The sequence below is a fragment of the Sphingobium sp. HWE2-09 genome (assembly GCF_035989265.1).
Lineage (GTDB): Bacteria > Pseudomonadota > Alphaproteobacteria > Sphingomonadales > Sphingomonadaceae > Sphingobium.
Genome location: NZ_JAYKZX010000003.1, coordinates 2,345,339 through 2,358,583 on the forward strand (window position 1 = coordinate 2,345,339; position 13,245 = coordinate 2,358,583).

Annotated in this window: 14 protein-coding genes, 1 CRISPR repeat array and 1 other annotated feature (1 of these 16 running past the window's edge); of the genes, 10 read left to right on the top strand and 4 right to left on the bottom strand. The window is 63.0% G+C overall.

The features are described 5' to 3' along the window. Positions 1-33 precede the first annotated feature (33 nt). Genes U5A89_RS16855 through U5A89_RS16870 form a run of 4 tightly spaced genes read left to right on the top strand, consistent with a single transcriptional unit; the run spans position 34 to position 2,316 of the window. A complete protein-coding gene (locus U5A89_RS16855) occupies positions 34-705 on the top strand; it encodes a pyrimidine 5'-nucleotidase (protein ID WP_338162202.1) in 672 nt (223 codons plus the stop codon). Continuing rightward, a complete protein-coding gene (gene dapD, locus U5A89_RS16860) occupies positions 702-1,541 on the top strand; it encodes a 2,3,4,5-tetrahydropyridine-2,6-dicarboxylate N-succinyltransferase (RefSeq protein WP_338162203.1) in 840 nt (279 codons plus the stop codon). Before U5A89_RS16855 ends, dapD begins: the two co-directional genes overlap by 4 nt. 53 nt (positions 1,542-1,594) lie before the next feature. Then, a complete protein-coding gene (locus U5A89_RS16865; RefSeq protein ID WP_338162204.1) occupies positions 1,595-2,107 on the top strand; it encodes a response regulator transcription factor in 513 nt (170 codons plus the stop codon). 8 nt (positions 2,108-2,115) lie between these two features. Beyond that, on the top strand, positions 2,116-2,316 hold the full coding sequence (locus U5A89_RS16870) for a winged helix-turn-helix domain-containing protein (RefSeq protein ID WP_338163089.1): 201 nt from the start codon (positions 2,116-2,118) through the stop codon (positions 2,314-2,316). Between the two features lie 20 nt (positions 2,317-2,336). On the opposite strand, the gene U5A89_RS16875 is transcribed toward U5A89_RS16870, so the two are convergent. The 3 genes from U5A89_RS16875 to U5A89_RS16885 form a co-directional block, all read right to left on the bottom strand. Beyond that, positions 2,337-2,930: a PAS domain-containing protein gene (locus tag U5A89_RS16875; RefSeq protein ID WP_338162205.1), complete on the bottom strand. Its 594-nt coding sequence runs from the start codon at positions 2,928-2,930 to the stop codon at positions 2,337-2,339. A gap of 144 nt (positions 2,931-3,074) precedes the next feature. Then, entirely contained in the window at positions 3,075-3,668 is a 594-nt protein-coding gene (locus tag U5A89_RS16880) for a nitroreductase family protein (protein ID WP_338162206.1), read from the bottom strand. Positions 3,669-3,737: 69 nt separating this feature from the next. After that, entirely contained in the window at positions 3,738-3,923 is a 186-nt protein-coding gene (locus U5A89_RS16885) for a hypothetical protein (protein WP_338162207.1), read from the bottom strand. A 249-nt stretch (positions 3,924-4,172) separates the two neighbouring features. Between U5A89_RS16885 and U5A89_RS16890 the strand changes: the two genes are divergently transcribed. The 5 genes from U5A89_RS16890 (at position 4,173) to cas1 (ending at position 11,366) form a co-directional block, all read left to right on the top strand. Next, the gene (locus U5A89_RS16890; protein ID WP_338162208.1) at positions 4,173-4,667 is read left to right on the top strand and encodes a nucleoside deaminase; all 495 of its coding nucleotides are present in this window, start codon (positions 4,173-4,175) and stop codon (positions 4,665-4,667) included. Between the two features lie 60 nt (positions 4,668-4,727). Beyond that, a complete protein-coding gene (locus tag U5A89_RS16895) occupies positions 4,728-5,486 on the top strand; it encodes an SHOCT domain-containing protein (RefSeq protein ID WP_338162209.1) in 759 nt (252 codons plus the stop codon). A gap of 145 nt (positions 5,487-5,631) precedes the next feature. Beyond that, positions 5,632-6,717 carry a catalase family protein gene (locus tag U5A89_RS16900; protein WP_338162210.1) on the top strand — a complete coding sequence of 362 codons (1,086 nt, stop codon included), beginning with the start codon at positions 5,632-5,634 and terminating at the stop codon, positions 6,715-6,717. 370 nt (positions 6,718-7,087) lie between these two features. Beyond that, entirely contained in the window at positions 7,088-10,420 is a 3,333-nt protein-coding gene (gene cas9 / locus U5A89_RS16905; RefSeq protein WP_338162211.1) for a type II CRISPR RNA-guided endonuclease Cas9, read from the top strand. A gap of 22 nt (positions 10,421-10,442) precedes the next feature. Further along, complete coding sequence (cas1, locus tag U5A89_RS16910; RefSeq protein ID WP_338162212.1) at positions 10,443-11,366, top strand: type II CRISPR-associated endonuclease Cas1; 924 nt, start codon at positions 10,443-10,445, stop codon at positions 11,364-11,366. A 79-nt stretch (positions 11,367-11,445) separates the two neighbouring features. Here cas1 and U5A89_RS16915 read toward each other — a convergent pair. Then, positions 11,446-12,674 (bottom strand): IS3 family transposase gene (locus tag U5A89_RS16915; RefSeq protein ID WP_338159455.1). Its coding sequence is split into 2 segments (ribosomal slippage): positions 11,446-12,386 and positions 12,386-12,674, totalling 1,230 coding nucleotides; the frame shifts between segments, so codons are not numbered across the junction. Continuing rightward, positions 12,277-12,393 (bottom strand) — a sequence feature (AL1L pseudoknot). (Overlaps the previous gene by 117 nt.) Before the next feature lie 60 nt (positions 12,675-12,734). On the opposite strand from U5A89_RS16915, the gene cas2 reads away from it, so the two are divergent. Continuing rightward, positions 12,735-13,025 carry a CRISPR-associated endonuclease Cas2 gene (gene cas2 / locus U5A89_RS16920; protein WP_338162213.1) on the top strand — a complete coding sequence of 97 codons (291 nt, stop codon included), beginning with the start codon at positions 12,735-12,737 and terminating at the stop codon, positions 13,023-13,025. A 72-nt stretch (positions 13,026-13,097) separates the two neighbouring features. Beyond that, positions 13,098-13,245: direct repeats of the CRISPR family, unit length 36 nt; unit sequence ATCATAACCGCTCAGAGATCGCGGTCCAGCGGCAAC; it runs 2,262 nt beyond the window's last position.

Here is a 13,245-nt window from a genome sequence, read left to right on the forward strand (position 1 = left end):
GCCCTTCCCCTTTCCCCGGATTAGGGCGCGGCCATGATTGGCGAACTGGCCCATGTCGACACCTGGATCTTCGATCTGGACAATACGCTCTATCCGGCGAAGGCGGACCTGTTCGCGCTGATCGACGTGAAGATGGGCGAGTTCATCCAGGGATTGCTGGGCTGCGACCCGGTGATCGCGCGGGAAACGCAGAAGCGCTATTTTCTGGAGCATGGCACGACGCTGGCGGGCCTGATGCATCATCACGGCATCGAACCGCACGCCTATCTGGACTATGTCCACGATATTTCGATGGACCGGCTGGAGGTCGATGCGGCGCTCAACGCGCATATCGCCGCGCTGCCCGGCCGCCGCCTGATCTTCACCAATGGCGACGCGGCCTATGCGCAGCGGGTGCTGGACCGGCTGGGCCTGGGCGATGCGTTCGAACTGATCCACGACGTCCATGCCTGCCAATATATTCCTAAACCCGATCCGGCGGGCTACGCCACGCTCTGCCGCGTGCATGATGTCGATCCGACCCGCGCCGCCTTTTTCGAGGACATGGCCCGCAACCTGCGCCCCGCCAAGGCGATCGGCATGACCACCATCTGGGTCAATAATGGCTCGGAAGCGGGTAATCACGATCATCATCCCGATTTCATCGATTTCGAAACCGACCATCTGACGCCATTTCTGGCGAAAATCATTGGGGAAGCAGCATGAGCCAAGACCTGATCGCCACTATCGACGCCGCGTGGGACGACCGCGCCAATGTCAGCCTGACTACGCAGGGCGATGTGCGCCAGGCGGTGGACAAGGCGCTGGCTCTGCTGGACAGGGGCGAACTGCGCGTCGCCGAGCCGACCGCTGAGGGTTGGCAGGTCAACCAATGGGCGAAGAAGGCCGTATTGCTGAGCTTCCGCCTGAACGACAACGCCATGATCGACAATGGTCCGGGCGCGGGCCATTGGTGGGACAAGGTGCCGAGCAAGTTTGCCGGATGGGACGAAGCCGCGTTCCGCGCCGCCGGTTTCCGCGCCGTGCCGGGCAGCTTCGCCCGCGCGGGCGCGCATATCGCCAAGAATGTCATCCTGATGCCCAGTTTCGTCAATATCGGCGCGTTCGTTGACGAAGGCACGATGGTCGATACCTGGGTAACGGTGGGCAGTTGCGCGCAGATCGGCAAGAATGTCCATCTGTCGGGCGGCGTGGGCATCGGCGGCGTGCTGGAGCCGTTGCAGGCGGACCCGGTGATCATCGAGGATGATTGCTTCATCGGCGCGCGGTCCGAAGTGGTGGAAGGCGTGCGCATCGGCAAGGGATCTGTCCTGTCGATGGGCGTGTTCATCAGCCAGTCGACCAAGATCATCGATCGCACCACCGGCGAGATTTTCATGGGCGAAGTGCCGCCCTATTCGGTGATCGTGCCCGGCAACCTGCCCGGCAAGCCGCTGCCCGACGGTACGCCCGGTCCCAGCCTCTATTGCGCGGTGATCGTCAAGCGCGTCGACGCGCAGACCCGGTCGAAGACGGCGATCAACGACCTGCTGCGCGATTAAAATATGCCGATGGCCGCAGGACGGTTTGCCAGCGACGGCATCGTCCTGCGGGCATGACAATTTCGCACAACCGCCTGCTCATCGTCGATACCGACACGACCCAACTGGCGCAGCTGGCGGATAATTTCGTCCGCTATGGGCTGAACGTCGAAGGCGCGGCATCGCCGTTGCTGATGCGGGAGCGGCTGGCGGCAGCGGACTATGCGCTGGTGGTGCTGGATACCGCCATCGCACCGGGCGAAGGCGCGACGTTGCTGCACGAACTGGCGATCGAGCGTCGGTTGCCGGTGATCGTCCACAGCGCCGCGCTGGACGACGCGCAGCGGATCGCTGCGCTGGAAATGGGGGCGGAGGATTGCCTGTCCAAACCCGCCAATCCGCGCGAATTGCTGGCCCGCATCCGCGCTGCATTGCGCGGGCGCGCCGATCCGGTCGAACGCGCCGATGCGCCAGCGGTCCATGGCTTCGCCGCGTTCGAAGGCTGGCGTGTGGACATGACCACCGGGCAATTGTTCAATCCGGGGGGACGCCCATCACCCTATCGGACGGCGAGTTCCAGCTGCTAAGGGTCTTTATCGAACATCCCCGCCAGGTGCTGGACCGGGGCCGCCTGCTCGACCGGGTCCATGGCGCGACCAGCGATCATTTCGACCGGTCGATCGATGTCCAGCTATGCCGCCTGCGCCGCAAATTGTCGGCCTGTGGCCTCAAAGGCCCGGTCATCCGCACCATCCGCAACGAAGGCTATATGTTCGTCCATAGCGTGACGCACTGATCGCGCCCGCGGCACAGCGCCTATAATCCCGCTTCGATCCCCAGGCGGATCGCCTCCGCCGCCGTGCGCACGCCCAGCGCGCGCAGCATCGCCGCGCGGTGCATCTTCACCGTGCGCTCGGTCAGCCCGAGGTCGAAGGCGATCTGCTTGTTCAGCCGCCCCTTCGCCATGCCGACCAGCACCGCATGTTGACGCGACGTCAGCGTGCCGATCAACGCCGCGGCCTCTTCGGCGCGACGGTTGCCGCCATTGTCGTCGGCGTCCGATGCGACCGCCATCTGCGATCCCAGATACCAGTCCAGCGTGCCGTTTTCGCCAAAGACCGGCGCGATCATCACCGCATTGCGGAACCGCGTGCCGTCCTTGCGATAATTGACCAGTTCGACCAGCACCGGCCGTTCGTCACGCAGTGCGGCGCGGATCGTCTCGATCCCGGCTTTCTCCGTATCGGGGCCGACCATGAAGCGGCAGTTGCGCCCGATAATGTCATCGCGGTCATAGCCGGTCAGCGCCAGAAAGGCGTCGTTGCACGCGACGATCGGATTGTCGGGCAACCGGGGATCGGTGATGACCGCAGCGACGGCGCTTTCGGCAATCATTGCATTGAGGGACATGAAGGCTTGGCACTCATGGTGGCGACACAGCGTCGCCGATGCGACGCCCGATCACCACCGTGCCCCAAATCCCCCCTCTCCTGCAAGGTGCAGGATGGCGGCGGGTGGGTTGGGCCATGAAGAGGATGGCCCAACCCTACTGTGTCAGCCCGCGAAATTGCCCTGATGGGCGAAGGCTTCGATCGGCTTGCGGTCGCTGGGCGCTTCGCGGGATTGTAGCGCTTCGGGCAAGGTCGCCTTGTCGCCTTGACGGCCGATCGCGATCGCCGCTTCGATACGGAAGCGTTCGGGCACCGCCAGCGCAGTGCGCGCCTTGTCGAAATCGACGCCGGTCATGCCGTGGGTGTGATAGCCCAGCCGGGTCGCCTGCAACGCCAGCAGCGCCCAGGCGGCGCCCGCGTCGAAGCTGTGGCTATGCGACGGTTTGAAGTCGTCCGAACCCGGCGCGGCCATCAGCGTGTCAGACAGAATGAACAGCAGCGCCCCGGCATTTTGCGCCCAGCTCTGGTTGAACGGCGCCAGCAATTCCAGGAAGCGCGGCCAGTCAGCGCTGTCGCGATGGGCATAGAGGATGCGCCAGGGCTGATAGTTGAAGGCCGATGGCGCCCAGCGCGCGGCGTCGAGGATGGTGTCCAGATCCGCCTGCGGGATGGCGGAGGAATCAAAGGCGCGGGGCGACCAGCGCTCCAGAAACAGGCTGTCGACGGCGCGGGTGGCGACGCGGGGATTGGTGGCCATGCTATCTCCTGGGAAATTCGGCGAAGGGAACGGCGCCGATATAGACGATCTTGCAACGGCGAAAAGGGATCAGTTCGCCATTTCGCCAGTGCCGTGCGGCAAACTGTCCGGTTCGGGCACGTGGTACAGGGCGTCGGCGGGGCGGTCGATCAGCACTACCGCCGGGTCACGCAGCAATGCCTGCGACAGCCGCGCGCGCCACCGGCCGAACAGTCCATCGCTGCTGTCGCCATATTGTGCCTGTCCGTCCTGCATGGATATCCCTCGCCGCCCCATGGACCTTATCTATCGATCGGATAGAGAAACGTCCTGCAAGCAATGTTGATGCAGGCGACAGAAAAATTTTGATCGCGGGCCAGCGGATGGGTGCATCGCGCAGCGGCCGACCATCGCACGGGCGGAGCTTGCTTTGACAGGCTGAGGCTTTGTCGGGCAGGCGGGCGCGGACGGAACTTCCCCCAACCATCGGGCGTCCACCCCGACAATCCATGACGGGGCGAACAGATGATTACCGAAGAAGACCGCGCTTGGATGCGCAAGGCCATCGCCCTGGCGCGGGAAAAGGGCAGCGATCCGTCGGACACGCCGATCGCCGCCATCATCGTGAAGGATGGGACGCAACTCGCTGCGACGGTAAACCAGACGCAGGAACTGAACGACGCGACGGCCCATGCGGAAATCATGGCGATACGCACGGCGGGTCCGGTCTATGGCGACATGGACCTGGGAGGGGCGACGCTTTATTCGACGCTACAACCATGCGGCATGTGCACCATGGGATCGATCTGGGCGCATATCGGCCGGATCGTCTATGGCGCGGGCCGCGATGACGTGCATCGCATGTATTTCGAAGACCGGCATCTCGACAGCATGGATTTTATTCGGGACGCGTGGCGCGATGACCTGGTGATGGAAGAAGGCTGCCTGCGCGCGGAATGCGCGCAGCTTTACTATCGGCCGGACGATTATGTGCCGGAAGAAGAGCAGGGCAATATCTAGCCTTTCTGTGCGCGTGACGGTGCGGGCGGAACCGATGCTCGGATCGTTCGTCCGGTCTGCATGACCGACCAGCGACACACACCCGATGCCAGCGCGACGGCGCGACACCGACTGACGCGCGAAGGCGACGCGCAGACCGCAGCGATCGCGCGAAAACATGACGTGGATCAGGGGGCGGTCGTCGCCCTGTTGCTGGCGATGGAGCGCGGCGGCGGACGGCAGGCTCAGTTTAATCATCCCGATCTGGGCGGCATGGGCCAATGGTCGCGCGGCGGCATGCTAATGGTCGGCGACATGTTCAACGCGGGCCTGAAGGCGAAGGTCGCCGCCCTGTGCGCGGATGTCGCGATGCTGGTTGGCGGCGATCTGCTGGCGAAGGATGCCGCTACCCCAGATTCTCGCTGGTGGCCGGGCGATTTCGGACAGCCCGCATCGTCCGGATCGCAAAATCACCGGCGCTATGCGGTCTTTCCCGACATTCATCGCCTCGTGATTGACGATGGCGGGGCGGTGACGATCTACGACACGGCCGATCATCGGATCACGGGTCTGGGCCAGCAGCAGGGCAGTGGTCACTCGCTGACCCTGAACAGCCAGCATGGGCCGGTTCGGCTGGATAGTCTGGCCGTTGTGGATGGGGACGGCGTGCAGGATAGTCCGCCGCCAGCCGATACGGCTTCTCCTTCGCCCGATCGTGGAGAGGAAGAGGCTATGGCCGTTTTCGCCCAGATCGAGCGTCTTGCCGACCTGCATGCCAAGGGCATTGTGAGCCAGGCCGAGTTCGAGACGAAGAAGGCCGAATTGCTGGCGCGAATTTAAGCCCCCCTCCCCTAACATCCGCGATTTTTGCACGCGGGATTGATCGAGATCAAAAGCTGCCGACTGTGCTGGCAGCCCTTGCCCCTTCGCGGGAACGTGTCGCTTGGACAGGGGTTCACGGATGACGCCATAGTGAGGATGTCCGATGACCCAATATATCCCCTTCAACCCTTCGGTCGAAACCGTCGCGCCGGATGAGCAGGAAACGATCGCAGGGCTGAAGGAGCAGTTCCAGACGATATTGGACACCACATCACAGGATTATGGCCATGCGGTCCGGTCCGTCCATGCCAAGGGGCATGGGCTGGCGCGAGGTGTTTTGGAGGTAGCGGCAGACCTGCCGCCCGAACTGGCGCAGGGGCTGTTCGCCAAGCCTGGCCGTTATGATGCCATCTTCCGGCTGTCGACCAATGCAGGCGACATATTGGATGATTCGATCCGGCTGCCGCGCGGTCTGGCGCTCAAGATCATGGGCGTAGAAGGCGCACGCCTGTCCGGATCGGAGGGCGATACGACGCAGGACTTCATCATGGTCAACGGCCCCGCTTTCGCCGCACCGGACCCCAAAGCGTTTCTGGGCAATCTGAAATTGCTCGCCAAGACCACGGACAAGGCGGAAGGCGCCAAGAAGCTGTTGTCGTCCGTGTTGCGCGGTGCGGAGGCGGCGCTGGAAGCGGTCGGCGTGGAATCATCGCTGCTCCAGACGCTGGGCGGAGCGAAGCCGGTCCATCCGCTGGGCGCGACCTATTATACCCAGACGCCCTATCGTTATGGCGCCTATATCGCCAAATTCTCGCTCGCGCCTGTATCGGCGATCAAGGACTATGCCGACGAGACGATCAACGCGACTGGACGACCCGACGCCATCCGGACAGCGGTGAACGAACTGTTGGTCGAGCAAGGCGGCGTATGGGAATTGCGCGTGCAGCTTTGCACTGACATCGACAAGATGCCGGTCGAAGACCCATCGGTGGAATGGGACGAAGAGATCAGCCCCTATCGCACCGTGGCGATATTGACCGTCGAACCGCAGATCGCTTGGGAAAATGGTGCCAGCGAGAAGACGGAAGACGCGCTGTCGTTCAGCCCTTGGCATGGCTTGGCGGACCATCAGCCACTGGGCGGCGTCAATCGCGCGCGCAAGGAGAGTTACAAAATGTCCGCCGACTTCCGCGGGACGTTCAATGGCTGTCCTATGCATGAGCCGACACGCTTGGATGATGTTGTTTAGGATGGGGTGAGATGGATCGTTCCCGCTATCTTGTAAGCGCAATCCGGCGGGTAGCGGTGGTGCGAAGGCTCTACCCTACCGCGCTGCTGGCGGCCCGCCCCGCGCAGGCGGAGCCGTGGACGGGCAAACCGCTACGCCATGACAACCAACTGATCGTTAAAAACAAAAAAAGCGACGCCGTAGCGTCGCCCTTATCTGGTGCGTACTAACACTTGTTAACTGCCAGACCGCGATCTCTGATACGTCATTTCTACCGCTGAAATCTTCCTGGTCAAGCCCGTCTGTTTGCCGCCTCCATTTTGACCGCCAAACCGGACTTGACCTTTGGCCCTGCCCTTCCATTGTGGTCGTGACGGGGGAGTGAATAACAATGACGGATAGTAAAGTCTGGCGCCTAGGTGCCGATCTGGGCGCCAATTCGCTCGGCTGGGCGGCGATTGAACTGGACGCGCCCGTGGACGGCAAACCGATCGGCATTCTCGCAGCCGGATCGCGCATCTTCAGCGACGGTCGCGATCCCAAGTCCGGCGCATCCTTGGCCGTGGACCGTCGCGATGCGCGGGCGATGCGGCGACGGCGGGACCGGTTTCAGCAGCGGCAGCGGGCGCTGATCAAATATCTGATCGCCGATGGCCTGTTCCCTGCGGACGACGGTGCGCGCCAGGAGATGGCGGCGATCGATCCCTATGCGGTGCGGGCGCGCGCGCTGGACGAGGCGCTGACCTTGCCGGAATTGGGGCGTGCGCTGTTCCACCTCAACCAGCGGCGCGGCTTCAAGTCCAACCGCAAGGCCGATCGCAAGGCGGACGACGATGCCGGCAAGATCGCCGTCGGCATCGACCGCACGCGTGACGCCATTGCTGAGGACGAAGCCGAAGCGGGGGCAGAACCGGGTAGCTGGACCTATGGCAAGTGGCTGTATGAGCGTCGTCTGGCGGGCAAAAGCGTCCGCACGCGACTGCGCCCGGAAAGCGGCGAAGGCGTCAAGGGCGATGGCTATGACTTCTACCCCGGCCGCGCGCTGATGGAGGAGGAATTCGACGCCATCTGGGAAGCGCAGGCGCCGCACCACCCCGCCGTGCTGACCGATGCGGTTTACAAACGGCTGCGCGAGATCATCTTCTACCAACGTCCTTTGAAAGCGCCGCGGATCGGCATGTGTACGCTGATCGCGGGCGACCCGCGCCTGCCCAAGGCGCATCCGCTGTTCCAGCGCCGCCGCCTTCTGGAGGAACTGAACGCCCTGATGATCGTGCGCCCCGGCGAAGTCGCGCAGCGGTTGACGCATGAGGAGCGGGATATCCTTTTCCTGAAACTCAAGGACAAGGGCAAGGTCAGTTTCGAAAGCCTGCGCAAGACGTTGAAGCTGGATCCCGACGCGCGCTTCAACAAGGAAAGCGAAAATCGCACCGACCTGAAAGGCGATGAGGTGGCGGCCGCGATGGGGGCAAAGACGCGCTTCGGCAATCGCTGGGTGCATCTGTCCGTGGAAGCGCAATGGGATGTGATCGCGCGGATCGGCGAAGTCGAAAGCGATGCGGAAGACGCGGCGTTCCGCACTTGGCTAAGCGAAACCTATGATCTGACGACGGAGCAGGCCCGCGCCGTCCTCAACGCGCCATTGCCGCAGGGCTATGGCCGTTTCGGGCTGACCGCGACCAGCAGGCTGATCGACGCCCTGCGCGATGGCGAAAAGGACGGGCGCGTGCTGGTCTATAGCGAGGCCGTCACGGCAGCGGGCCTGGGCCACCATAGCGACCTGCGTACCGGGGAAATCTTCGAGGACGACGAGGGACGCCCGCAGCTCCCCTATTATGGCGTCGCGCTGGAGCGGCACATCATGCCAGGCACGGGAGATCCATCCCATTCGGATGAAATGCGCGTCGGCCGCCTGACCAACCCGACCGTGCATATCGGACTCAACCAGCTACGCCGCATCGTCAACCGCCTGATCCGCGCCTATGGCCCGCCCGCGGAAATCGCGATCGAACTGGCGCGCGAACTTAAGCTGACCGATGAGGATAAGAAACGGATCAACCGGGAGAATAATGACAACCGGCTGGCGGCGGAGCGGCGGTCGGAGAAGCTGTTGGCCATCGGGCAGGCCGATAGCGGGGCGAACCGCGCGCTGCTCAAGCTGTGGGAAGAACTGAACCCTGCAAATGTGCTGGACCGGCGCTGCATCTATAGCGGGCAGCAGATTTCGATCGAGATGCTATTTTCCGCAGCGATCGAGGTGGATCATATCCTGCCTTTCACCGCCACGCTGGACGACAGCAATGGCAACAAGATTTTGTGTATGCGCGAAGCCAATCGCGAAAAGCGCAAACGATCCCCTTATGAGGCGTGGGGCCATACCGCCCGTTGGGAAGAGATCGCCGCTCGGGCCGCGCAGTTGCCCAAGAATAAACGCTGGCGTTTCGAACCCGACGCGATGGAGAAGTTCAAGGATGAAAGCGGCTTTCAGGCCCGGCATCTGGTCGATACCCAATATCTCGCCCGGCTGTCGCGCGAATATCTGGGCACGCTCTACCCCGATAAGGGCGAAGGCAGCGGGCATATCTGGGTGTCGCCGGGGCGGCTGACCGAAATGGTACGGCGCAAGCTGGGCCTCAACGACCTGTTGCCCGATCATAATTTCGGTGGCGGCGCGGACCAGGCGAAGAACCGGCTCGACCATCGCCACCATGCCATCGACGCGGTGGTGGTGGCGATCGTCGATCGCGGGATGCTGAACGCGATTGCGCGCGTTTCCGGTCAGGAGGGTGCCGAAGGGCGCGAGCGGATCAAGATTCCCGATCCTTGGGAAGGATTCCGCGACCATCTGCGCACCGCGGTCAACGCCATCACCGTCAGCCACCGGACCGATCATGGCACGGCGTCCAAGGCCGGCCTGCCCAAGGGTCAGGATGCGACGGCGGGACGCCTGCATAACGATACCGCTTATGGCTTCACCGGCGAAACCGACGCCAAGGGCAACAGCATCGTCGTGCGTCGCGTACCGCTGACCAGCTTCAAGAAATTGTCCGACCTGGATCGCGTCCGCGATGCCGACCTGAAGGCTGCGCTCTACCAGCATCTCGACGGCCTGGAGGGCAAGGCGTTCGAAAAGGCGATCGGGGAATTTGGCGTGCGCGAATGGCACCCTTATGGCGGCGTTCGCCGCGTTCGCGTGGTCGAGCCTTTGACCGTCATCCCGATCCGTGACCGGAATGGACATATCTATAAGGGATATAAGGGCGATTCCAATTATCGTTACGACGTGTGGGAATTACCGGATGGGAAGTGGGTGGCGAATTGGCGGGATCAGGACGGACAGGCGATGTCCAGCGTCGTGTCCATGTTCGATGCCCATCAGGGCGCCGAACTGCCCCGACCCCATCCGGCGGCGCGCAAGGTGTTGAGTCTGCACCAGAATGACCTGCTGGCGATCGAGCGCGAGGGGGAGGCGATGAAGCTCATGCGTGTCGTGAAATTTGGGCAGAACGGCCAGATTACGCTCGCTGAGCATCAAGAATCCGGGGATTTGAAACGGCGGGACGCAGCGCCCAGGGACGATGACCCCTTCAAATATTTTTCGCCGACCAGCGGCGGGCTTAAAAAGGTCAAGGCCAGACAGGTGCGCATCGACGAGATCGGGCGCGTACTCGATCCCGGCTTCCCGGCGCGCACGGCCCGCCGCAAGACGCGCAAGCGGACCTGACGGGTAGCGGCGGGGGCCGGGGATGGATCGGATCGTCGATATCGCCACGGACGGCCGCCATCTGTCCACCTATCGCGGTTTCCTGATCGTATCCGAAGAGCGGGTGGAAGTCGGGCGGGTGCCGCTGGACGATGTCACCGCCGTCATCGTTCATGCGCATGGCGTCACCTGGTCCACCAACCTGATCGTCGCGCTGGCGCAGCGGGGCGCGGTGATGCTGCTGTGCGGCAGCAATCATGCCCCCGTCGCCGTCTGCCTGCCGCTGGACGGGCATCATGCCCAGAACAGCCGGATGCGGGCGCAGTGGGAGGCAGGAAAGCCGCTGTCCAAGCAACTCTGGCGGCGCATCATCATCGCCAAGATACGCTGGCAGGCGGCCGTGCTGGAGGCCAATGGCGTATCCGCCTCCGCCTTCGACCTGCTGGCGCGGCGCGTTGGATCGGGCGATCCGGACAATGTCGAGGCGCAGGCGGCGCGGCGTTACTGGCCGCTGCTGATGGGGGAAGGCTTTCGGCGCGACCGCGATGCCGAGGGCGTCAACGCCCTGCTCAACTATGGCTATACGGTGTTGCGATCGCTGTGCGCGCGCGCCGTCGTCGCATCCGGCCTGCATCCCTCGATTGGCGTGCATCACGCCAACCGGACCAACGCCTTTGCCCTGGCCGACGATCTGATCGAACCGTTCCGGCCGCTGGTCGATGCATTGGCCGTGCGCATCTTAGCGCGCGGGATAGAGGGCGTGACGCCGGAGGCCAAGCGCGCCTTTGCCGGATTGATCGCGCTCGACCTGCCCGGCGCGGACGGCACCACCACGGTGGCAGGCGCCGCCAATCGCGCCGCGCAAAGCCTGGCCCGCGCCTTTCAGAGCGGGCAGGCGGCCGACATCATCCTGCCCGTTCCGCCATCCGCGCTGGAACTGGCAGGACTTGATTCGTTGCTCGCATGAGCGCCACCCAATTGAGCGGATACCGGCTGATGTGGATATTTGAACCGCGCCGGATTTGCCGGAGGCGTTGGGTTGTGAGTCACGCTGCCATATCGATGTTGTCCGCGGCAGCATAATATTGATCTTCGGCTTCGGCAGGCGGGATGTTGCCGATAGGCTCCAGCAGCCGGCGATTGTTGAACCAGTCGACCCATTCGAGCGTGGCATACTCGACCGCTTCGAAGCTGCGCCACGGTCCTCGCCGGTGGATCACCTCGGCTTTGTAAAGGCCGTTGATCGTCTCAGCCAAAGCATTGTCGTAGCTGTCGCCGACGCTGCCGACAGACGGCTCGATCCCGGCTTCGGCGAGGCGCTCGGTGTATTTGATGGACACGTATTGCGACCCGCGGTCGCTATGATGGATGAGGCCGCCCCGATGGGCCGGCCGTCGATCATAAAGCGCCTGTTCCAGCGCATCGAGGACGAAGCTTGCGTGCGCTGTCCTGCTGGCTCGCCAGCCTACAATCCGCCTGGCGTAGGTATCGATGATGAAAGCGACGTAAACGAAGCCGGCCCAGGTCGCGACATAGGTAAAGTCGGATACCCACAGCATGTTCGGCGCTGGCGCGTAGAACCTGCGGTTAACGTGATCGAGCGGGCAAGCTGCTGCCTTGTCGCTGATGGTCGTGCGCACTGGCTTGCCCCGGATCACTCCGGCCAAGCCCATCTCGCGCATCAGCCGGGCGACCGTACAGCGGGCGACGGGCACGCCCTCCCGCATCATCTGCCGCCACACCTTGCGCACGCCGTAGACCGCGAAGTTCTCGGCGAACACGCGCGCGATCTCCGGCTTGAGGGCCGCATCCCGCCGCGCCCGCGCCGACAAGCGTGTCGGATCCTGTCGCTGCGCGACGCGCTCGTGATAAGTGGATGGGGCGATCGGCAGGACGCGGCAGATCGGCTCGACCCCATAGGCATCGCGGTGATCGTCAATGAACGCAATCATCGCCGAAACGGGCGGTCGAGCTCCGCCTGAGCAAAATATGCCGATGCCTTGCGGAGAATCTCATTGGCCTGCCGCAGTTCGCGAACCTCGCGCTCCAGCGCCTTCACCCTGTCGGCAATTTCGGCTGGGACACCCGCCCGCTTACCGCTGTCGACCTCAGCCTTCTTCACCCACTCATGCAGCGTCGGCGGTGAGCAGCCGATCTTCTCGGCAATCGATACCACCGCGGCCCAGCGCGATGGGTAATCCCGCTCGTGATCCAGCACCATCCGGATCGCTCGCTCGCGTACTTCCGGCGCAAATTTGTTCGTCGTCTTGCTCATATCGGCTCCATCTACTCAAGAGTTGGAGCCTCCGACAAACCCGGCGCGGTTCAATTCGTGATGTTCGACCTGCCCGTGACGACAAAAGAACAGGCCCGCGCGGCCACCAAATTTCGCGAGTTTTTGCTGGATGAAGGTTTTGAAAAAAGCCAGTTTTCCGTCTATGCTCGCTTCTGCAACGGCAAGGAACAGTTCGAAACCTACATGCGCCGAGTTGAATCGCGCCTGCCCGATCGTGGTGACGTTCACATCCTCAGCTTCACGGACCGCCAATATGAAAATATCGTGCGATTTTCAGGACAACGCCGGAGGCGGCAGCAGAAAAATCCGGATCAGCTTGCGCTATTCTAATGATTCGCGGGAATTTTTCCTGGCTGGATCAGCGGATATTGCGTTGCCTTTCAACACGATACCCACTGATCCATCATAACCGCTCAGAGATCGCGGTCCAGCGGCAACGAGAATTGCGAGGACGACAATCTCCTCGCGATCATAACCGCTCAGAGATCGCGGTCCAGCGGCAACGCTTAGCCGCACTGGCAGCGGTACCTTTTGATCATAACCGCTCAGA

Coding starts and splice junctions, on each gene's coding strand:
- U5A89_RS16855 (WP_338162202.1), top strand. CDS start 34: ATGATTGGCGAACTGGCCCATGTCGACACCTGGATCTTCGATCTGGAC.
- dapD (WP_338162203.1), top strand. CDS start 702: ATGAGCCAAGACCTGATCGCCACTATCGACGCCGCGTGGGACGACCGC.
- U5A89_RS16865 (WP_338162204.1), top strand. CDS start 1,595: ATGACAATTTCGCACAACCGCCTGCTCATCGTCGATACCGACACGACC.
- U5A89_RS16875 (WP_338162205.1), bottom strand. CDS start 2,930: ATGTCCCTCAATGCAATGATTGCCGAAAGCGCCGTCGCTGCGGTCATC.
- U5A89_RS16880 (WP_338162206.1), bottom strand. CDS start 3,668: ATGGCCACCAATCCCCGCGTCGCCACCCGCGCCGTCGACAGCCTGTTT.
- U5A89_RS16885 (WP_338162207.1), bottom strand. CDS start 3,923: ATGCAGGACGGACAGGCACAATATGGCGACAGCAGCGATGGACTGTTC.
- U5A89_RS16890 (WP_338162208.1), top strand. CDS start 4,173: ATGATTACCGAAGAAGACCGCGCTTGGATGCGCAAGGCCATCGCCCTG.
- U5A89_RS16895 (WP_338162209.1), top strand. CDS start 4,728: ATGACCGACCAGCGACACACACCCGATGCCAGCGCGACGGCGCGACAC.
- U5A89_RS16900 (WP_338162210.1), top strand. CDS start 5,632: ATGACCCAATATATCCCCTTCAACCCTTCGGTCGAAACCGTCGCGCCG.
- cas9 (WP_338162211.1), top strand. CDS start 7,088: ATGACGGATAGTAAAGTCTGGCGCCTAGGTGCCGATCTGGGCGCCAAT.
- cas1 (WP_338162212.1), top strand. CDS start 10,443: ATGGATCGGATCGTCGATATCGCCACGGACGGCCGCCATCTGTCCACC.
- cas2 (WP_338162213.1), top strand. CDS start 12,735: ATGTTCGACCTGCCCGTGACGACAAAAGAACAGGCCCGCGCGGCCACC.